Source organism: Pseudomonas ovata, from assembly GCF_003131185.1.
In the GTDB taxonomy this organism is placed as follows: Bacteria; Pseudomonadota; Gammaproteobacteria; order Pseudomonadales; family Pseudomonadaceae; genus Aquipseudomonas; species Aquipseudomonas ovata.
Map to the genome: position 1 here is coordinate 238,856 of NZ_QFFU01000004.1, position 18,479 is coordinate 257,334.

Annotated in this window: 16 protein-coding genes; 9 read left to right on the forward strand and 7 right to left on the reverse strand. The window is 64.0% G+C overall.

Features of this window, described 5'->3' with window-relative positions; genetic code table 11:
* Positions 1-25 precede the first annotated feature (25 nt).
* The 3 genes from DGA31_RS08085 (at position 26) to gshA (ending at position 4,635) form a co-directional block, all read left to right on the forward strand.
* On the forward strand, positions 26-2,347 hold the full coding sequence (locus DGA31_RS08085; RefSeq protein WP_109512175.1) for a Tex family protein: 2,322 nt from the start codon (positions 26-28) through the stop codon (positions 2,345-2,347).
* Positions 2,347-2,730, forward strand: coding sequence for a PaaI family thioesterase (locus DGA31_RS08090; protein ID WP_056841213.1), 384 nt, complete (start codon positions 2,347-2,349; stop codon positions 2,728-2,730). The genes DGA31_RS08085 and DGA31_RS08090 overlap by 1 nt, the downstream gene beginning before the upstream one ends.
* Positions 2,731-3,045: 315 nt before the next feature.
* Positions 3,046-4,635 (forward strand): glutamate--cysteine ligase, encoded by a 1,590-nt coding sequence (gene gshA, locus DGA31_RS08095; RefSeq protein WP_161959168.1) that lies wholly within the window; start codon positions 3,046-3,048, stop codon positions 4,633-4,635.
* Positions 4,636-4,836: 201 nt separating this feature from the next.
* Here gshA and argA read toward each other — a convergent pair whose 3' ends face one another.
* Both argA and argE read right to left on the reverse strand, forming a co-directional pair.
* Positions 4,837-6,135: an amino-acid N-acetyltransferase gene (gene argA / locus DGA31_RS08100; protein ID WP_109512177.1), complete on the reverse strand. Its 1,299-nt coding sequence runs from the start codon at positions 6,133-6,135 to the stop codon at positions 4,837-4,839.
* A 125-nt stretch (positions 6,136-6,260) separates the two neighbouring features.
* Positions 6,261-7,409 (reverse strand): acetylornithine deacetylase, encoded by a 1,149-nt coding sequence (gene argE, locus DGA31_RS08105; RefSeq protein WP_056841210.1) that lies wholly within the window; start codon positions 7,407-7,409, stop codon positions 6,261-6,263.
* Between the two features lie 131 nt (positions 7,410-7,540).
* Here argE and DGA31_RS08110 point away from each other — a divergent pair, with 131 nt between their 5' ends.
* Complete coding sequence (locus tag DGA31_RS08110; RefSeq protein ID WP_109512178.1) at positions 7,541-8,908, forward strand: CYTH domain-containing protein; 1,368 nt, start codon at positions 7,541-7,543, stop codon at positions 8,906-8,908.
* A gap of 179 nt (positions 8,909-9,087) precedes the next feature.
* On the opposite strand, the gene DGA31_RS08115 is transcribed toward DGA31_RS08110, so the two are convergent.
* Positions 9,088-9,558, reverse strand: coding sequence for an Lrp/AsnC family transcriptional regulator (locus DGA31_RS08115; RefSeq protein ID WP_056841208.1), 471 nt, complete (start codon positions 9,556-9,558; stop codon positions 9,088-9,090).
* A gap of 126 nt (positions 9,559-9,684) precedes the next feature.
* Between DGA31_RS08115 and DGA31_RS08120 the strand changes: the two genes are divergently transcribed.
* From DGA31_RS08120 to DGA31_RS08140, 5 genes are all read left to right on the forward strand, one after another.
* Positions 9,685-10,032 carry a hypothetical protein gene (locus DGA31_RS08120; protein ID WP_056841207.1) on the forward strand — a complete coding sequence of 116 codons (348 nt, stop codon included), beginning with the start codon at positions 9,685-9,687 and terminating at the stop codon, positions 10,030-10,032.
* 112 nt (positions 10,033-10,144) lie between these two features.
* Positions 10,145-11,929 (forward strand): type IV pilus assembly ATPase TfpB, encoded by a 1,785-nt coding sequence (tfpB, locus tag DGA31_RS08125; protein WP_109512179.1) that lies wholly within the window; start codon positions 10,145-10,147, stop codon positions 11,927-11,929.
* A 75-nt stretch (positions 11,930-12,004) separates the two neighbouring features.
* Complete coding sequence (locus DGA31_RS08130; protein WP_056841205.1) at positions 12,005-12,925, forward strand: SPFH domain-containing protein; 921 nt, start codon at positions 12,005-12,007, stop codon at positions 12,923-12,925.
* 10 nt (positions 12,926-12,935) lie between these two features.
* Positions 12,936-13,379, forward strand: a complete 444-nt coding sequence (locus DGA31_RS08135) for an NfeD family protein (protein WP_109512180.1) — start codon at positions 12,936-12,938, stop codon at positions 13,377-13,379.
* A 79-nt stretch (positions 13,380-13,458) separates the two neighbouring features.
* Positions 13,459-13,770, forward strand: coding sequence for a DUF2388 domain-containing protein (locus DGA31_RS08140; protein ID WP_056841509.1), 312 nt, complete (start codon positions 13,459-13,461; stop codon positions 13,768-13,770).
* A gap of 236 nt (positions 13,771-14,006) precedes the next feature.
* Here the strand turns inward: DGA31_RS08140 and gcvH are convergent, their stop codons facing one another.
* From gcvH to DGA31_RS08160, 4 genes are all read right to left on the reverse strand, one after another.
* Positions 14,007-14,393, reverse strand: coding sequence for a glycine cleavage system protein GcvH (gene gcvH / locus DGA31_RS08145; RefSeq protein ID WP_056841203.1), 387 nt, complete (start codon positions 14,391-14,393; stop codon positions 14,007-14,009).
* A 42-nt stretch (positions 14,394-14,435) separates the two neighbouring features.
* Positions 14,436-15,518 (reverse strand): glycine cleavage system aminomethyltransferase GcvT, encoded by a 1,083-nt coding sequence (gene gcvT, locus DGA31_RS08150; protein ID WP_109512181.1) that lies wholly within the window; start codon positions 15,516-15,518, stop codon positions 14,436-14,438.
* Between the two features lie 203 nt (positions 15,519-15,721).
* Positions 15,722-17,338 (reverse strand): ABC transporter permease, encoded by a 1,617-nt coding sequence (locus tag DGA31_RS08155; RefSeq protein ID WP_109512182.1) that lies wholly within the window; start codon positions 17,336-17,338, stop codon positions 15,722-15,724.
* A gap of 77 nt (positions 17,339-17,415) precedes the next feature.
* Positions 17,416-18,417 (reverse strand): extracellular solute-binding protein, encoded by a 1,002-nt coding sequence (locus tag DGA31_RS08160; RefSeq protein ID WP_109512183.1) that lies wholly within the window; start codon positions 18,415-18,417, stop codon positions 17,416-17,418.
* Positions 18,418-18,479 lie beyond the last annotated feature (62 nt).

Genomic DNA, 18,479 nt, shown 5'->3' on the forward strand with positions numbered 1-18,479 from the left:
CTAGTTTTTTGCTCAGGTGGTCTCAATGGACAGCATCAACAGCCGCATCGCCGAAGAACTCGGTGTCCGCCCGCAACAGGTCCAAGCGGCCGTCGCACTACTGGATGAAGGCTCGACCGTGCCCTTCATCTCCCGTTACCGCAAGGAAGTGACCGGCAGCCTCGATGACACCCAGTTGCGTCATCTCGAAGAGCGCCTGCGCTACCTGCGCGAACTCGATGAGCGCCGGGTCAGCATCCTGGCCAGCATCGAAGAGCAAGGCAAGCTGACCCCGGAACTGGCCCGCGACATCAAGCTGGCCGACACCAAGACCCGTCTTGAAGACTTGTACCTGCCCTACAAGCAAAAGCGCCGCACCAAGGGCCAGATCGCCCTGGAAGCCGGCCTGGGCGAACTGGCCGACGGCCTGTTCAACGACCCGACCCTGAACCCTGAAGAACAGGCGGCGCGCTTCGTCGACGCCGACAAAGGCGTGGCCGACACCAAGGCCGCGCTGGAGGGCGCCAAGTACATCCTCATGGAGCGCTTCGCCGAAGACGCCTCCCTGCTCGACAAGCTGCGCAGCTTCCTCAAGCACGAGGCGGTGATCAGTGCCCGCGTGGTGCCGGGCAAGGAAGAGGAAGGCGCGAAGTTTCGCGACTATTTCGAGCATGACGAGCCGCTCAAGAGCATGCCGTCGCACCGTGCTTTGGCGATCTTCCGCGGTCGCAACGAAGGCATCCTCAGCAGCGCACTCAAGGTCGGTGAAGAACTGCCCGGCAGCCTGCACCCGTGCGAGCTGATGATCGGCGAGCGCTTCGGCCTGGGCAACCAGGGCCGTCCTGCCGACAAGTGGCTGGGCGAAGTGGTGCGCTGGACCTGGAAGGTCAAGCTGTACAACCACCTGGAAACCGACCTGCTGGGCGAGCTGCGCGAAGCGGCCGAAGCCGAGGCAATCAACGTCTTTGCCCATAACCTGCATGACCTGCTGCTGGCCGCACCAGCCGGCCCCCGCGCCACGCTGGGCCTGGACCCGGGCCTGCGCACCGGTTGCAAGGTCGCGGTGGTCGATGCCACCGGCAAGCTGCTCGACTACGCCACGGTCTACCCGCATGTGCCGAAAAACCAGTGGGACCAGACCATCGCCGTGCTCGCCGCCCTGTGCACCAAGCACTCGGTGGACCTGATCGCCATCGGCAACGGCACCGCCAGCCGCGAGACCGACAAGCTGGCCATCGAGCTGATCAAAAAGTATCCAGCGCTGAAAATGACCAAGGTCATGGTCTCCGAAGCCGGCGCCTCGGTGTACTCGGCCTCGGAACTGGCCGCGCGCGAATTCCCGGACCTGGACGTGTCGATCCGCGGTGCGGTGTCCATTGCCCGGCGCCTGCAGGACCCGCTGGCCGAACTGGTCAAGATCGACCCGAAATCCATCGGTGTCGGCCAGTACCAGCATGACGTGTCGCAGCTCAAGCTGGCCCGTGGCCTGGACGCGGTGGTCGAGGACTGCGTGAACGCCGTGGGCGTCGACGTCAACACCGCCTCGGTGGCGCTGCTGGCGCGTATCTCGGGCCTGAACACCACGCTGGCACAGAACATCGTGGCCCACCGCGATGCCAACGGCGCGTTCAAGACCCGCAACGAGCTGAAAAAAGTCAGCCGCCTGGGCGAGAAGACCTACGAGCAGGCCGCAGGCTTCCTGCGGGTGATGAACGGCGACAACCCGCTGGACGCCTCGGCGGTGCACCCGGAGGCGTACCCGCTGGTCAAGCGCATCGCGACCCAGACCGACCGTGACATCCGCTCGCTGATCGGCGATGCCGGCTTTCTCAAGCGCCTGGACCCGAAGAAATTCACCGACGAGACCTTCGGCCTGCCGACCGTCACCGACATCCTGAGCGAACTGGAAAAACCCGGCCGCGACCCGCGCCCGGAGTTCAAGACTGCCGAGTTCCAGGAAGGCGTCGAGGACCTCAAGGACCTGCAGCCGGGCATGATTCTCGAAGGCGTGGTCACCAACGTGACCAACTTCGGTGCTTTCGTCGACATCGGCGTTCACCAGGACGGTCTGGTGCACATCTCGGCGCTGTCCGAAAAATTCATCAAGGACCCGCGCGAAGCGGTCAAGGCCGGTGACGTGGTCAAGGTCAAGGTCATGGAAGTCGACATCCCGCGCAAGCGCGTCGGCCTGTCGATGCGCATGAGCGACACGCCCGGCGAGAAGGTCGACGGTGCCCGTGGCGCCCGCCCGGGTGCGGCGCCGCGCCAGCAGCACAGCGCGCCACGCAAGGAAGCCGCAGCAGCGGCCCCGGCCAATAACGCCATGGCCTCGCTGTTCGCCAATGCCAAGCAGTTGAAGAAGCGTTGATGGACGTCCCTGAAGCGCTGACCCACAGCCCTTACTTCCGGATGCTGGGCTGCGAGATTCGCAGCCTGGACAACGGCGTTGCCCATGTCGCGCTGCCGCTGGAGGCGCACCTGCGCAACCGTGGCAACGTGATGCACGGCGGGGCGATTTTCAGCCTGGTCGACATCGGCATGGGCCTGGCCTGCTCCAGCGCCCATGGCTTCGACCAGCGCAGCGTGACCATCGAGTGCAAGATCAACTACGTGCGCGGCGTCAGCGACGGTGAGGTGCTGTGCATCGCCCGTGTGCTGCACGCCGGGCGTCGTACGCTGGTGGTCGAGGCCGAGGTGGTCCAGGACGACAAACTGGTGGCCAAGGCCCAGGGCACCTTTGCCGTGCTCTGAACATCGTTATAACGCAATCGCTCACCGCGGCCCCGTGCATGGAACCTATGCCCGGGGCCGCTTGCCGAATGGCTTGAACATGGCGTTTTTTAGCAGATAAAGAGCGTGGGCGACCTAGCTGTAGCCCCCCTGAGTGCGGTATTTTCCCGCTAATCTTGTTAAAAAGCCGCGTGTTCGGCACCCCGTAAGCAACCGTGAATCTTGAGCCGGCGTTAAAGACCCCAACCAGGCGACAACGCCAGTTCCTTTCTTCACCCTTGTAGACCGTCATGTCCACCCCCATATCGGGGCGACCGATGTGTGAAGGAAATCACCTTGAGCGAATTACTCAACCGCCGCCTGGCCGTGTTCGGCGAGCGCAGCAACCTAACGCTGCTGGGACAGTGCCTGCACGGAATCGAGCGTGAATGCCTGCGCGTGACCGATCACGCCCAGTTGGCCCAGACCCCGCACCCGCAGGCGCTGGGCTCGGCACTGACCAACGAGCAGATCACCACCGATTATTCCGAATCGCTCCTGGAGTTCATCACACCGGCGTTGAAAGACCCGGCCGACACCCTGGCCCGTCTGGAAACGATTCACCGTTTTGTCTACAGCAAGCTGGACAACGAGCTGCTGTGGAGCCCGTCGATGCCCTGCCCGCTGCCCGCCGAAGAGGACATTCCGCTGGCCTATTACGGCACCTCCAACATCGGCAAGCTCAAGTACGTGTACCGCAAGGGCCTGGCCCTGCGCTATGGCCGGACCATGCAGTGCATCGCCGGCATTCATTACAACTTCTCGCTGCCCGAGTCGGCCTGGGCCTTGCTCAAGCAGACCGAGCACTTCGACGGCGACGCCCGCGATTACCAGTCGCAGGCCTATATCGCCCTGATCCGCAACTTCCGACGCTACAGCTGGCTGCTGATGTACCTGTTCGGTGCCTCGCCGGCCCTGGACGCCGGCTTCCTGCGCGGGCGTGCCCATCAACTGGAGCAGTTCGACGCCGATACCCTGTACCTGCCCTACGCCACCAGCCTGCGCATGAGCGACCTGGGCTACCAGAGCAAGGCCCAGGCCGACCTGACACCGTGCTACCACGATCTGCAGAGCTACACCGACAGCCTGCGCCGCGCCGTGGCCACGCCTTACGCGCCGTACGTCGAGACCGGCACCCACAACGCTGCCGGCGAATGGGTACAGCTCAACACCAACGTGTTGCAGATCGAAAACGAGTACTACTCCAATATCCGTCCCAAGCGCGTGACCTACTCCGGCGAGCGGCCGATCCAGGCGCTGATGGCCCGCGGCGTGCAGTATGTCGAGGTGCGCTGCCTGGACATCAACCCGTTCCTGCCGACCGGTATCGACCTGGAACAGGCACGCTTCATCGACGCCTTCATCCTGTATTGCGCCCTCGAAGAAAGCCCGCAGCTGAGCAACCAAGAGTGCGGCAATGCCGGCAGCAACTTCCTCAGTGTGGTCAAGGAAGGCCGTCGCCCCGGCCTGAAGTTGCAGCACAACGGCCAGGCGGTCGATCTCAAGACGTGGGCCAGCGAGCTGCTGGAAAAGATCGCGCCATTGTCACGCCTGCTCGACGAAGCCAGCGGCAGCGACGCGCATGTTCGCTCGCTGGCGGCGCAGCAGGCGCGCATCGACGATCCGTCACTGACGCCATCGGCGCAGATCCTGGCACGCATGCGTGAACACGACGAAGGCTTCACCGCGTTTTCGCTGCGCCAGAGCAAGGCCCATGCCGAGTACTTCCGCAAAAATGCACTGAGCGCCACTGAACAGGCGCACTTCGAAGGCCTGGCCCAGACTTCGCTGCAAGAACAGGCCGAGCTTGAAGCCAGTGAAGAAGTGGTGGATTTCGACACCTTCGTCGGCGCCTACCAGGCCAGTATCCTGTCGATCAGCAACTGACCGACAGGCATAGGGCCGGTGTAGGAGCGCGCTTGCCGGAATGCCGGACCACCGCGACCGGCTGCGTTAGCAGTCGTAAATTTTCAGCGTTTCACAAATTTTTGCGAGCGCTGCGCACTCGGTCGCGGGCAAGCGCGCTCCTACGGGGGTAGCTTCAATATCCAGTGATATCAGTACGTTATTTCGTGCTTGATAAGCGCATTACAGGGCTTTTTCGAAGATTTTCGAATTGCGCTGGTAGTTGTACAGCGAGGCCCGGGCGCTGGGCAGGCGGTCGACGCTGCTGGGTTCGAAGCCGCGCTCGCGGAACCAGTGGGCGGTGCGGGTGGTGAGCACGAACAATCGTGTCAGCCCCAATGCCCGGGCACGGTTTTCGATGCGTTCAAGCAACTCGTCGCCACGCCCGCCATGGCGGTATTCCGGATTGACGGCCAGGCAGGCCAGTTCGCCGGTCTGGGAATCGGCAATCGGGTACAGCGCCGCACAGGCGATGATCATGCCTTCACGCTCGACCACGCTGAACTGCTCGATCTCGCGCTCCAGCACCTCACGTGAGCGGCGCACCAGAATGCCCTGCTCTTCCAGCGGCGTGATCAGCTCGATCAACCCGCCCACGTCTTCGATGGCCGCTTCACGCACCCGTTCGAACTGCTCTTGCGCCACCAGCGTGCCGCCGCCGTCGCGGGTGAACAGCTCGGTCAGCAGGGCGCCGTTCTCGGCGTAGCTGACGATATGGCTGCGGCCCACGCCACCGCGGCAGGCTTCGGCGGCGGCATCAAGCAGTTCGGCCTGGTAGTTGCTGCCCAGGCGCTGCAGATGCGCCGGCACCTGTTGCGGGCGCAATTCACGCACCAGGTGGCCACGCTCGTCCAGCAGGCCCTGCTCCTCGCCGAACAGCAGCAGCTTGTCGGCGCCCAGGTCGATGGCCACACGGGTGGCCACGTCTTCACAGGCCAGGTTGAACACCTCGCCAGTCGGCGAATAACCCAGCGGCGACAGCAACACGATGTGCCGCTCATCGAGCAGGCGGTTGATACCCTTGCGGTCGACCCGGCGAACTTCACCGGTGTGCTGGTAGTCGACGCCTTCAAGCACGCCGATCGGCCGGGCGGTGACCAGGTTGCCGCCGGTGACGCGCAGGCGCGAGCCCTGCATCGGCGAGGCGGCGATGTCCATCGACAGCCGCGCCTCGATGGCAATGCGCAGGCCGCCTACCGCATCAATCACGCACTCAAGGGTTTCGGCGTCGGTCACCCGCAGGTCACGGTGAAAGCGCGGGCTCAGGCCGCGCTGGGCCAGGCGGCTTTCGATCTGTGGCCGCGTGCCGTGCACCAGCACCAGGCGTACGCCCAGGCTGTGCAACAGCACCAGGTCGTGGACGATATTGCCGAAGTTGGGGTGTTCGACACCGTCACCGGGCAGCATGACCACAAAGGTGCAGTCGCGGTGGGCGTTGATGTAAGGAGAAGCATGGCGAAGCCAATTGACGTATTCGGGCATAACCGCAAAAGCCTGTAGAAAGTTGGACGAAAGACACAAAACACGCACAACAGGGGTGGCGGTTATCGTCGTAACAGGCTTGGCAACACGCGCATTCTCCTTCTATCAGGGCCTGGCCGGGCCGCTTATTGCGGGCTCAGGCAGTAATGTTCGATCAACTGGCTTAACAGACGCACTGTAGGCTGCAAACGTGACATTTCAAGATACTCGCCCGGCTGATGCGCACAGGCGATGTCACCCGGGCCCAGCACCAGGGTCTCGCAGCCCAGGCGTTGAAGATAAGGCGCTTCGGTGCCAAATGCCACCGCCGCGGCCGTATGGCCTGTCAGACGCTCGGCCACCCGCACCAGTTCCGCATCGGCGGCCTGCTCGTAGGGCGGGCACTCGGGAAACAGCGGCTGGTAGTCGATCTGCACCTGATGCCGTTCGGCCAGGGGCTGTAGCTTCTGACGAATGAGCCCGCGCAGAATTTCCGGATCCATGCCCGGCAGCGGACGCAGGTCGAACTCCAGCGAGCACTGTCCGCAAATCCGGTTGGGGTTGTCGCCGCCATGAATGCAGCCCAGGTTGAGGGTCGGCTGCGGCACGCTGAACTGCGGGTTGCGGTATTGCGTCTGCCATTGCGTGCGCAGGCCCTTCAGTTCACTGATCGCGTCGTGCATGGCCTCCAGCGCGCTGTGGCCCAGGCTGGGGTCGGAGGAATGCCCGCTGCGCCCGAGAATGTCGATGCGCTCCATCATCACGCCCTTGTGCAGGCGGATCGGCTTGAGCCCGGTCGGCTCGCCAATCACCGCTGCCCGCCCCAGGGGACGGCCCGCGTCGGCCAGGGCGCGCGCGCCGGCCATGGAGCTTTCTTCGTCACAGGTGGCCAGGATCAGCAGCGGCTGCCTGAACGGCTGGTCGAGCAGCGGGCGCACAGCCTCGATGATCAAGGCAAAGAAGCCCTTCATGTCGCAGCTGCCCAGGCCCACCCAGCGCCCGTCGACCTCGGTGAGTTTCAACGGGTCGGTCTGCCACAGCGCGTCGTCGTAGGGCACAGTGTCGCTGTGCCCGGCCAGCACCAGCCCGCCCGGGCCTGTGCCGTAGCTGGCCAGCAGGTTGAACTTGCCCGGCGAGATTGTCTGGATCTCACAGGCAAAGCCCAGGTCGCCCAGCCAGCCGGCCAGCAGGTCGATGACCGCCCGGTTGGACTGGTCCAGCGCCGGCTGGGTGCAGCTCACCGACGGCGTGGCAATCAACGCGGCGAACTGGTCCTTCAAGGATGGCAAGGGCATGAACGGCTCCTGAATGGCGAAACGCAATGCGGTCCATCATAGGGCCATCAGGCGTCAGGAATAAACCGTAGCGGTTCAGGTCCTGTACACTGGTGGCCTCATCAGTACCAGCGTTTGGATTGCCCCCGGCCATGCACAAAGAAACCGAAATCAAACTGCGCGTCAGCCGCGAAACCCTCGCCGCCCTGCGCGAGCATCCCCTGCTGAAAAAGCGCAACAAGAGCGGCTGGGAGCGCCTGGAACTGACCAATCAGTATTTCGACACGCCCGAACGCGACCTGGCCCAGGCCAAGGTGGCGCTGCGCATCCGCCGCGATGGCGAGCAACTGATCCAGACCCTCAAGACCCGTGGCCAGAGCGTGGCGGGCCTGTCCGAGCGTAATGAATTCAACTGGGACCTGGCCAAGGCCAAGCTCGATTTGAAGAAGCTCGACGATCAATGCTGGCCGGCACAACTGGCCGAACTGGACAAAAAAACCATCAAGCCGCTGTTCACCACCGATTTCGTGCGCGAAAAAGCCGAGATCGCCTGGGGCCGCGGCAAGGCCAAGGTGGTGATCGAAGCCGCCCTGGACCTGGGCCAGGTGGTGGCCGGCAAGCAGAAGGAAGAAATCTGCGAGCTGGAGCTTGAACTGCGCGAAGGCGAACCCGAGGCGCTGCTGGAGCTGGCCGCCGAGCTGGCCGCCACGTTGCCGCTGATGCCGTGCGACATCAGCAAGGCCGAGCGCGGCTACCGCCTGCTCGATCCGGCCAGCTACTCGCTGAGCCTCAAGGCGCCGGTCTTGCACGCCGAACTGTCACTGGACGACGCCTACACCGCGCTGGCCTGGCACCTGCTGGGCAGCAGCCAGCGTCTGGCCGAGCAATACCGTTTCAACGGTCACTGGCGCCTGTTGCAGGACTGGGTCGAGCAATTGGCCGAACTGCGGGCCCTGACCGGCAGCCTGGGCCAGTGTGCTCCGCGCGCCACCACCGCCAGCCTGCGCAGCGCGCTGGATGCCCTGCTCGAAGACTGGCGCCCGCTGGTCCAGGCGGGTCAGCACGACGAAGACGTGCGCGGCGCCGCCCATGAGCAGTTCCTGGAAGAGTTGCAGGACACGCGCTGGGGCGAGTTCTCGCTGAACACCTCGCGCTGGTTGCTGGCACGCAGCTGGACAGTGGAGCGCAATAACCGGGGCAATCGCCTGGGCGCCGTGGCACTGGGCAACTGGCTGCCGACCCAACTGGCCGAAGAAGCCCGCAGCCTGCAGCTGAACCGCTACCAGCAACAGCCCGAAGACCTGGCCGAGCAATTGCCGCGCATCGAACGCCTGCAAGCCTGGCTGCACTGGGCACGGCATGTGCTGGAGCTGCCGGAGATGGACCGTTTGTACGGTGAACTCAACAAGCTGGAGCAACTGGCCCATCAGGACATCAGCGACGAAGTGCTGGACGCCCGTGTGCAGCAGGCCCTGACCGTGGCCCAGACCAAAACCTGGAAAGTGCTGGTGAAGCTGTAACCCACCTGGCAAGACATCGGGTAGGGGCGCGCTCTGCCGGAGTGCCGGACCACCGCGACCGGCTGCGTCAGCAGTCGTAGATTTGTGGCGTTGCGCAGATTTCTGCGAGCGCTTCGCACTCGGTCGCGGGCAGAGCGCGCTCCTACCGGGCCCAGTGTTTGCTGCGCGATGGTGCTGTGTCAGCGTCCCAGCGGCAGGGTGGTGGTCGACTTGATTTCCGACAGGGCCACGATCGAGTTCACTTCCTGGATTCCCGGCACCATCGACAGTTTGTCGAAGAAGAACTTCTCGTAGGCCTCGATATCGGCCGTAACGATGCGCAGCAGAAAATCCACCGCGCCCATCAGCACATAACACTCCAGCACTTCCGGAAACTCGCGAATCGCGTCGGTGAATTCGGCGAAGTTGGAGCGGCCGTGGGCGTTGAGTTTGATCTCGGCGAAGATCTGCGTATTCAGGCCGATCTTCTTGCGGTCCAGCAGGCTGACCTGGCGACGGATCACGCCTTCGTCCTTGAGCCGCTGGATCCGCCGCCAGCAGGGCGATTGTGACAAGCCCACCTGCTCGGCGATCTGCGCGCTGGACAGTGAGGCGTCTTCCTGAAGAAGTGTCAGGATCTTACGGTCGTAGGCATCCAGCTCTATGGACATGATTATTTCTCATGGAAGGCAAATGGCAGATTGTTCATGCGCAATATGAAGCCAGGGCCAGATAATAGATCAGTTTTGCCGCACTCTTCATGCAAGAATTTCCGTACTTGCTCAGGAGATCCGCCCATGCCCATGCTCGAAGCCGTACCTGCCCTGCCGCGTCGCGCGGATGTATGGAATGCCAGCAATGCCCTGGTGACCGTGCGCTATCGGATCCAGGCCCAGGCACAGCCGGCACTGATGTGCCAGGTCTTGAACCTGTTCGCCCTGCAGTACCTGATTCCCGGCCAGATCAACATGGTGCGCCACGGCGATGACCTGCACATCGAGGTGGACGTAGACGCTGTAAGCGCCCACCGTGCCGAGGTCATCGGTGAAAAAATGCGCAACCTGATCGATGTCGATACAGTGGCACTTGAGACCCTGACGTCTGCCCTGCCGATCGAGCAGCCGGCGGCCCGCGCCATGGCCTGAGCGATCAGTGCGGTAATGCCTGTTCACACAAGGGGCGCAACACCGGCACGCTTGGGGTCTACGCTGCTCGCTGTCAGAGTGATCCCTTCCCGCCCCCGCCCAAGGAACCTGCATGGCCGTTCACGCTTCTTCTTCCACGGACCGCTGGCTTGACCTGAACGACCTGTTGCGTGACCTGGTCGCCCAGGGCCACCTTGAGCAAAGCGACGCAGAAACCGCCATCACCCTGCGACGCGGCGCGGCGAACGTGCAGATGCACCCGCTGGAGTTCCTGGCCGCCCAGGCGTTTGAAGATGGCAAGCGCCCCGGGCGCAAGCTCGACCTGGAGACCCTCACCGCCTGGCTGGCCGCCCAGTGCGGCCAACCGTACCTGCGCATCGACCCGCTGAAGATCAACGTGGCCGCCGTCACGCCGCTGATGTCCTATGCCTTCGCCCAGCGCCATCGCATCCTGGCCGTGGCCGTGGACCGCGAGGCGGTGACCATCGCCAGCGCCCAGCCGTATGTGCAAGGCTGGGAGGCGGACCTGTCGCATGTGCTCAAGCTGCCGATCAAGCGCGTGGTGGCCAACCCCAGCGATATCCAGCGCATGACCGTGGAATTCTTTCGCCTGGCCAAATCGGTCAGTGGCGCCACCGCCACCGACCAGAAAAGCAGCAACCTGGGCAATTTCGAGCAACTGCTCAAACTCGGCGCCAGCGACCAGGAGCCCGACGCCAACGACGCGCACATCGTCAATATCGTCGACTGGCTGTTCCAGTACGCTTTCCAGCAACGGGCCAGCGATATCCATATCGAGCCACGCCGCGAGCACGGCACGGTGCGCTTTCGCATCGACGGGGTGCTGCACAACGTCTATCAGTTTCCGCCGCAAGTGATCATGGCCGTGGTCAGCCGGCTCAAGAGCCTGGGGCGCATGAATGTCGCGGAAAAACGCAAACCCCAGGACGGCCGGGTCAAGACCAGCACCCCGGCCGGCGGCGAGGTCGAGCTGCGTCTGTCGACGCTGCCGACCGCCTTCGGCGAAAAGCTGGTGATGCGTATCTTCGACCCGGACGTGCTGCTCAAGGACTTCGACCAGTTGGGCTTTTCCAGCGACGACCTGCGCCGCTGGCAAGGCATGACCTGCCAGCCCAACGGCATCATCCTGGTGACGGGCCCTACCGGTTCAGGCAAGACCACCACGCTGTACACCACGCTCAAGAAGCTGGCGACCAGCGAGGTCAACCTGTGCACCATCGAAGACCCGATCGAGATGATCGAGCCGGCCTTCAACCAGATGCAGGTGCAGCACAACATCGACCTGACCTTTGCCAGTGGCGTGCGCGCCCTGATGCGCCAGGACCCGGACATCATCATGATCGGCGAGATCCGCGACCTGGAGACTGCCGAAATGGCCATCCAGGCCGCGCTGACCGGGCACCTGGTGCTCTCCACACTGCACACCAACGACGCGCCCAGCGCCATCAGTCGCCTGCTGGAACTGGGCGTACCGCATTACCTGCTCAAGGCCACGATCCTGGGCGTCATGGCCCAGCGTCTGGTGCGCACCTTGTGCCCGCACTGCAAGGCACCCATCGCCCTGGATGAAGTCGACTGGCAGACCCTGACCCGCCCCTGGCAGGCGCCAGTGCCAGCCGGCGCCCACCGCGCCGTGGGCTGCGCCGAATGCCGGGACACCGGTTACCGGGGGCGCGCCGGCGTGTACGAAATCATGCTGATGTCCGATGGTGTCAAGGCCCTGATCGCCGCCGACCTCGACCTGAGCGCCATGCGCCGCCAGGCTTTCAAGGAGGGGATGCGCAGCCTGCGCCTGTCGGGTGCGCAGAAGGTCTCGGCCGGGCTTACAACCCTTGAAGAAGTGTTACGCGTCACACCCCAGAGCGAACAACGTTGAAATACATGCCCGGATGCGGTTTCACTGGGCATCGACGACAATCCCCGCCCCCTCCCGTACTGACAAGGAAGTACCATGCAAACCGGTAGTATCGTAATCCTCTTATTCGTCGGCCTGGCATTGGCCATCGTGTTCATGGGCTTCAAGGTGGTCCCGCAGGGTTACCAATGGACCGTGGAGCGTTTCGGCCGCTACACCAACACGCTCAAGCCCGGCCTGAACATCATCATTCCCGTGATGGATCGCATCGGGCGCAAGATCAACGTGATGGAAAGCGTGCTCGACATCCCGCCCCAGGAAGTCATTACCGCCGACAACGCCACGGTCGAGATCGATGCCGTGTGCTTCTACCAGGTGATCAACACCGCCCAGGCCGCCTACGAGGTCAACGACCTCCAGCACGCCATCCGCAACCTGCTGCAAACCAATATCCGCACCGTGCTCGGCTCCATGGAGCTCGACGCCATGCTCAGCCAGCGCGACGGCATCAACGAGCGGCTGCTGCGCATCGTCGATGAAGCCACCGCGCCGTGGGGCATCAAGATCACCCGCATCGAGATCAAGGACATCAGCCCGCCCGAAGACCTGATGGCGGCCATGAGCGGCCAGATGAAGGCCGAACGCATCAAGCGTGCCCAGATCCTTGAAGCCGAAGGCCTGCGCGCAGCGGCGATCCTGACCGCCGAAGGCAAGAAGCAGGCGCAGATCCTCGAGGCCGAGGGCAGCCGGCAGGCCGCCTTCCTGGAGTCCGAAGCCCGCGAGCGCCAGGCCGAAGCCGAAGCCCAGGCCACCCGCGTGGTGTCCGACGCCATTGCCACCGGTAACGTGCAGGCCATCAATTACTTCGTGGCGCAGAAATACATCGAGGCTCTGGGGCAACTGGCTTCGGCCGACAACAGCAAGGTCATCCTGATGCCGCTGGAGGCCAGCCAGGTCATCGGTGCAGTAGGCGGGATCGGCGAGATCGTCAAAGCCACCTTCGACCGCAAGGCTTGAGGCACACACCATGAGCTGGCTGTATAACCTTTCGTTCTGGGACTGGCTGGCACTGGGCACGGTGCTGTTGATCCTGGAGATGTTCGGTGCCGGCGGCTACCTGCTGTGGATCGGCATCGCCGCCGCTGCGGTCGGCCTCTTGAGCTTCGTGCTGCCGGAGCTGCCCTGGACCGTGCAGTTTCTGCTGTTTGCCGTGTTTGCCGTACTGACCGCCGTGTACTGGTGGTACCGGCAACGCACGGCGGCGCGGCCATCGGACCAGCCGAGGCTGAACATGCGTGGGCAGGAACTGATCGGCCACAGTTTTGTGGTGCAACAGGCCATCGTGGACCGGCGTGGCAAGATCAAGGTCGGCGACAGCGTATGGATCGTCACCGGTCCCGATACCCCGGTGGGTGGACGGGTCAGGGTGGTGAGCCAGGAAGGTACGGTGCTGCAGGTCGAGCCTCTCTGAGCAGGGGGGCAGGCAAGGGAACTACCGGGGGGAAACATTCTCCAATGAACCGGAATCTTCCCATTTGGAGTACGTCATCATGCGTCTGAAACTTGCTGTCGCCACTTGTGCTCTGCTTTCTCTTCCGGTCGGGTCGGCGATGGCCGATGCCGGTTTCTGGCGCGATGTCATTTCGTCGGGCGCCACCACCGGCTCGACGTACCTGACCTTCCGGGATCACAAGCTGATCGTGGCGGCCCAGGATGACGCCGGCAGCTTCGTGGCCAGCGACGGCGGGATCCGCGGTCCGTTCCTTGAAGCTGCCATGGCGCAGGTACGCCAGGACAACCCGGGGCTGCAAGCCAGCGACATGGAACTGGCCAACGCCATCCTGACCCGCAACGCACAGTAGGAGCCCGCTTGCCGGCGACCGAGTGCGAAGCGCTCGCAAAACTGATGAAACGCTGAAATTTTACGACTGCTACGCAGCCGGTCGCGGTGGTCCGGCATGCCGGCAAACGCGCTCCTAGCGGGCCCATGTTTGCTGCGCGAAAGCGTGCCGCCTTGGCGCTGTGCCAGTGGCACAGGATGATCTCCTACGGGTAGCCACCCGGCCATCCGTAGGAGCGACCAACGGTCGCGAACCGGTTACTCGCCGATGGCGGCCTGATAACCGGCCGCATCGAGCAGCCTGGCCAGGTCAGCGTCAGCATCGGCGGGCTTGAGCTTGAAGATCCAGGCGCTGTAAGGCTCGTTGTTGAGCTGCTCGGGTTCATCGCCCAGCGCTTCGTTGACAGCAGTGACCTCGCCGCCTACCGGGGCGTAGATGTCCGAAGCGGCCTTGACCGACTCGACCACACCGGCTGCATCGCCGGCAGCGAAGACTTTGCCGACTTCCGGCAACTCGACGAACACTACATCGCCCAGCGCCTGTTGCGCGTGATCAGAGATGCCCACGGTGATCGTGCCATCGGCCTCCAGGCGCGCCCATTCATGGCTTTCGGCAAAACGCAGTTCGGCGGGAATATTGCTCATTTGTCATCCTCAGAATTATCAGGTCAGCGGCGGTTCGCCAGATTAGATAAGCACTTTGCCGTGGCGCACGAAACTTGGACGCACCACGCGCACGGGGTACCACTTGCCGCGAATTTCCACTTCGGCCCGATCAGCGGTGGCCATCGGGACGCGTGCCAGGGCAATCGACTTGCTCAGCGTAGGAGAGAAGCTACCACTGGTGATCTCTCCATCGCCAATTTCTGCGATACGCACCACCTGATGGGCGCGTAGCACACCGCGCTCTTCCAGCACCAGACCCACCAGTTTGGACGCCGCGCCAGCCGCACGCTCACGCTCCAGCGCCGGGCGGCCGATGAAGTCGCGACCGGCAGGCTCCCAGGCAATGCTCCAGGCCATGTTGGCGACCAGCGGCGAGACCTGTTCGTCGATGTCCTGGCCGTACAGGTTCATGCCGGCCTCCAGGCGCAGCGTGTCGCGGGCGCCCAGGCCGATCGGCGAGATGCCGGCACCGACCAGGTCGTTGAAAAAGGCCGGGGCCTGCTCGGCGGGCAGGATGATTTCCAGGCCGTCTTCACCGGTGTAGCCGGTGCGGGCAATGAACCAGTCCTGGTCGTGATGGCCTTCGAAGGGCTTGAGGCGCCGAATCAGTTCCGCGCGCTGGCTGGACAGCAATTCGGCAATCCGCTGGCGGGCACGTGGGCCCTGGATGGCCAGCATTGCCAGCTCCGGGCGCTCGACCAGTTGCACATCGAAGCCGGCCAGGTGGGCCCGCATCCAGGCCATGTCCTTGGCACCCGTGGCGGCATTGGCCACCAGGCGATAGCCGCCGGGCGTGAGGTAGACGACCATGTCGTCGATGATGCCGCCGTGCTCATCGAGCATGGCGCTGTACAACGCCCGCCCGACCTCTTGCAGGCGGCCCACGTCGTTGGCCAGCAGATAACGCAGCCAGGCCTTGGCCTGGCTGCCGAGCACATCGATCACATGCATGTGCGAAACATCGAAGACGCCGCAATCGCGACGCACTTCGTGATGTTCCTCGACTTGCGAGCCGTAGTGCAACGGCATGTCCCAACCACCAAAATCGACCATTTTCGCGCCCAGCGCGAGGTGCAGGTCAAACAGGGGGGTACGCTGTCCCATGGGTTTCTCCTTCCGGGCGTGGCGAAGATGCGGGCCGGGACCTGCTGGCAAGCCCCCAGTGGCTCGGGGTTTGTTACAACTGACAACCTGCCGACGAAGCCGCAGCCCGCACCGATTGCGGCGCATTGTAGCCGCAAGGCGAGCACCTCGCACCCGACGCGGGTTTTCCTGAAATACGCGGTGTCATTTCATTGGGCCAGCACTCAGCCATGTTGACGTGCCGAACGCCGGATCAGACCGATCACCGGCAGCAGGCCGACCAGCACCAGGGTCAGGGCCGGCAAGGCGGCGCGGGCCCATTCGCCTTCACTGGTCATTTCAAAGATCCGCACGGCCAGGGTGTCCCAGCCAAACGGGCGCATCAGCAGGGTGGCCGGCATTTCCTTGAGTACATCGACAAACACCAGCAAGGCTGCACTCAAGGCGCCCGGCACCAGCAACGGCAGGTAGATGGTGAAAAACAGTCGCGGGCCGCTGGTGCCCAGGCTGCGCGCCGCTTCCGGCAACGACGGGCGGATCCGCGCCAGGCTGCTTTCCAGCGGGCCATAGGCTACGGCGATGAAGCGCACCAGATACGCCAGCAGCAGCGCCGACAGGCTGCCCAGCAGCAAGGGCTTGCCCGCGCCGCCCAGCCACGACGACAGCGGGATCACCAGCGCCCGGTCGAGGTAACTGAACGCCAGCATGATCGACACCGCCAGCACCGAGCCCGGCAAGGCGTAGCCCAGGTTGGCCAGGCCCACGCCCGAGCGAATCGCCCGGGTCGGCGCCAGGCGCCGGGCGAACACCAGCACCAGCGCCACGCTGACCGTGATCAATGCCGCCAGGCTGCCCAGATACAGGGTGTGCAGCACCAGCCCGGTGTAGCGCTCGTCCAGGTCGAAACGCCCGCGCTGCCAGACCCAGACCACCAGTTGCAGCATCGGTATGGCGAAAGCACAGATGAACACCAGTGCGCACCAACTGCTGGCCGCTGCGGCCTTGAGACCGGTGAGGTGATACAGCGCCTTGCTGCGCGGACGCTCGTTGGCGGCCCGGCTGACGCCGCGTGCGCGACGTTCGCCATAGAGCACGACCATGACCGCCAGCAGCAGCAGGCTGGCCAGCTGTGCAGCGCTGGAGAGGCTGAAGAAGCCATACCAGGTCTTGTAGATGGCCGTGGTGAAGGTGTCGAAGTTGAACACCGACACCGCGCCGAAATCGGCCAGGGTTTCCATCAGCGCCAGGGCCACGCCGGCACCGATGGCCGGGCGCGCCATGGGCAGCGCCACGCGCCAGAACGCTTGCAGCGGCGACAGGCCCAGCACCCGCGCCGCCTCCATCAGGCCACGGCCCTGGGCCAGGAACGCGGTGCGCGCCAGCAGGTAGACATAGGGGTAGAACACCAGCACCAGCACCACGATCACCCCGCCGGTGGAACGGACACGGGGCAGGCGCAGGCCGCTGCCGAACCACTCGCGCAGCAGGGTCTGCAAGGGGCCGGCAAAATCCAGCAGGCCGACAAAGACAAAGGCCAGTACGTAGGCGGGAATCGCAAACGGCAGCATCAAGGCCCAGTCCAGCCAGCGCCTGCCGGGGAATTCGCACAGGCTGGTCAGCCAGGCCAGGCTCACACCCAGCACGGTGACGCCCACGCCGACCCCGAGGATCAGGGTCAGGGTATTGCCGAGCAGGCGGCTCATCTGGGTGTCGAGCAGGTGCGACCAGATTTCCCGGTCGACGCTTTGCCAGGACAACAGCAGGACGCTGAGGGGCAAGAGCACCAGCGCGGCGATGGCAAAGACCAGGGGGTACCAGCGGCGTTGGGCGGGGTGGGCCAAAGGGAATTCTCGGTTTACGGTGATTCACGGGGTTCGCGGCTGAAGCCGCGGCCCCCGCGAAAAGGGCGGGTATTAAATCAATTCCAGCCCGCGCGATCCATCATGCGAATCGCTTCTGCCTGACGCTTGCCGGCCACTTCGACCGCAATGGTGTCGGCCTTGAACGAACCCCAGCCCGCCACTTCGGCACTGGGCGGTACGCTCGGGTTGGCCGGAAATTCCTGGTTGACGCCGGCAAAGATCGCCTGGGCTTCGGGTCCGGTCATCCATTCCACCAGCGCCTTGGCCGCCTCGGCGTGCGGCGCATGTTTGGTCAGGCCGATGCCCGACAGGTTGACGTGCACGCCACGGTCGGCCTGGTTGGGCCAGAACAGCTTGACCGCCAGTTGCGGGTTCTGTTTGTGCAGGCGGCCGTAGTAGTAAGTGTTGACGATGCCCACGTCGCACTGGCCGGCGTTGATGGCCTCCAGAACGGCGATGTCGTCGGAGAAGACGTCGGTGGACAGGTTGTTGACCCAACCCTTGAGGATTTCGCTGGTCTTGTCGGCACCGTGGGTTTCGATCAGGGTGGCGGTCAGCGACTGGTTATAGACTTTCTTGGCCGTGCGCAGGCACAGGCGCCCTTCCCAGTTCTTGTCGGCCAGGGCCTCGTAGGTGCTCAGCTCTTCGGGTTTGACCCGGTCGGTCGAGTAGGCAATGGTCCGCGCCCGCAGGCTCAGGCCGGTCCAGGCGTGGGTCGAGGAGCGGTACTGGGCCGGGATATTCTTGTCGATCACCGGCGTGCTGAACGGCTGCAGGATGCCCATCTGCTCGGCCTGCCAGAGGTTGCCGGCATCGACGGTCAGCAGCAGGTCGGCGGTGGCGTTCTCGCCCTCGGCCTTGATGCGCTGCATCAGCGGCGCTTCCTTGTCGGTGATGAACTTGATCTTGACGCCGGTCCTGGCGGTATAGGCATCGAAAACGGGCTTGATCAGTTCGTCGATACGCGACGAATACACCACGACCTCATCGGCGGCCTGGGCAGTGCTGCCGAGCATGGTCAGTGTCAGGGCAGCGAGAAGACGCTTGCTTGCCTGCATGGGAAAGCCTCTAGGTTCGAATACGAGGTCGAAATGGTAGTCAATACCATTCACGACCTCAA

What these genes read in the sequence shown, in the direction of transcription:
- DGA31_RS08085 (WP_109512175.1), top strand. Translation starts at nt 26, where the DNA reads ATGGACAGCATCAACAGCCGCATCGCCGAAGAACTCGGTGTCCGCCCG.
- DGA31_RS08090 (WP_056841213.1), top strand. Translation starts at nt 2,347, where the DNA reads ATGGACGTCCCTGAAGCGCTGACCCACAGCCCTTACTTCCGGATGCTG.
- argA (WP_109512177.1), bottom strand. Translation starts at nt 6,135, where the DNA reads ATGCCCGAATACGTCAATTGGCTTCGCCATGCTTCTCCTTACATCAAC.
- argE (WP_056841210.1), bottom strand. Translation starts at nt 7,409, where the DNA reads ATGCCCTTGCCATCCTTGAAGGACCAGTTCGCCGCGTTGATTGCCACG.
- DGA31_RS08110 (WP_109512178.1), top strand. Translation starts at nt 7,541, where the DNA reads ATGCACAAAGAAACCGAAATCAAACTGCGCGTCAGCCGCGAAACCCTC.
- DGA31_RS08115 (WP_056841208.1), bottom strand. Translation starts at nt 9,558, where the DNA reads ATGTCCATAGAGCTGGATGCCTACGACCGTAAGATCCTGACACTTCTT.
- DGA31_RS08120 (WP_056841207.1), top strand. Translation starts at nt 9,685, where the DNA reads ATGCCCATGCTCGAAGCCGTACCTGCCCTGCCGCGTCGCGCGGATGTA.
- tfpB (WP_109512179.1), top strand. Translation starts at nt 10,145, where the DNA reads ATGGCCGTTCACGCTTCTTCTTCCACGGACCGCTGGCTTGACCTGAAC.
- DGA31_RS08130 (WP_056841205.1), top strand. Translation starts at nt 12,005, where the DNA reads ATGCAAACCGGTAGTATCGTAATCCTCTTATTCGTCGGCCTGGCATTG.
- DGA31_RS08135 (WP_109512180.1), top strand. Translation starts at nt 12,936, where the DNA reads ATGAGCTGGCTGTATAACCTTTCGTTCTGGGACTGGCTGGCACTGGGC.
- DGA31_RS08140 (WP_056841509.1), top strand. Translation starts at nt 13,459, where the DNA reads ATGCGTCTGAAACTTGCTGTCGCCACTTGTGCTCTGCTTTCTCTTCCG.
- gcvH (WP_056841203.1), bottom strand. Translation starts at nt 14,393, where the DNA reads ATGAGCAATATTCCCGCCGAACTGCGTTTTGCCGAAAGCCATGAATGG.
- gcvT (WP_109512181.1), bottom strand. Translation starts at nt 15,518, where the DNA reads ATGGGACAGCGTACCCCCCTGTTTGACCTGCACCTCGCGCTGGGCGCG.
- DGA31_RS08160 (WP_109512183.1), bottom strand. Translation starts at nt 18,417, where the DNA reads ATGCAGGCAAGCAAGCGTCTTCTCGCTGCCCTGACACTGACCATGCTC.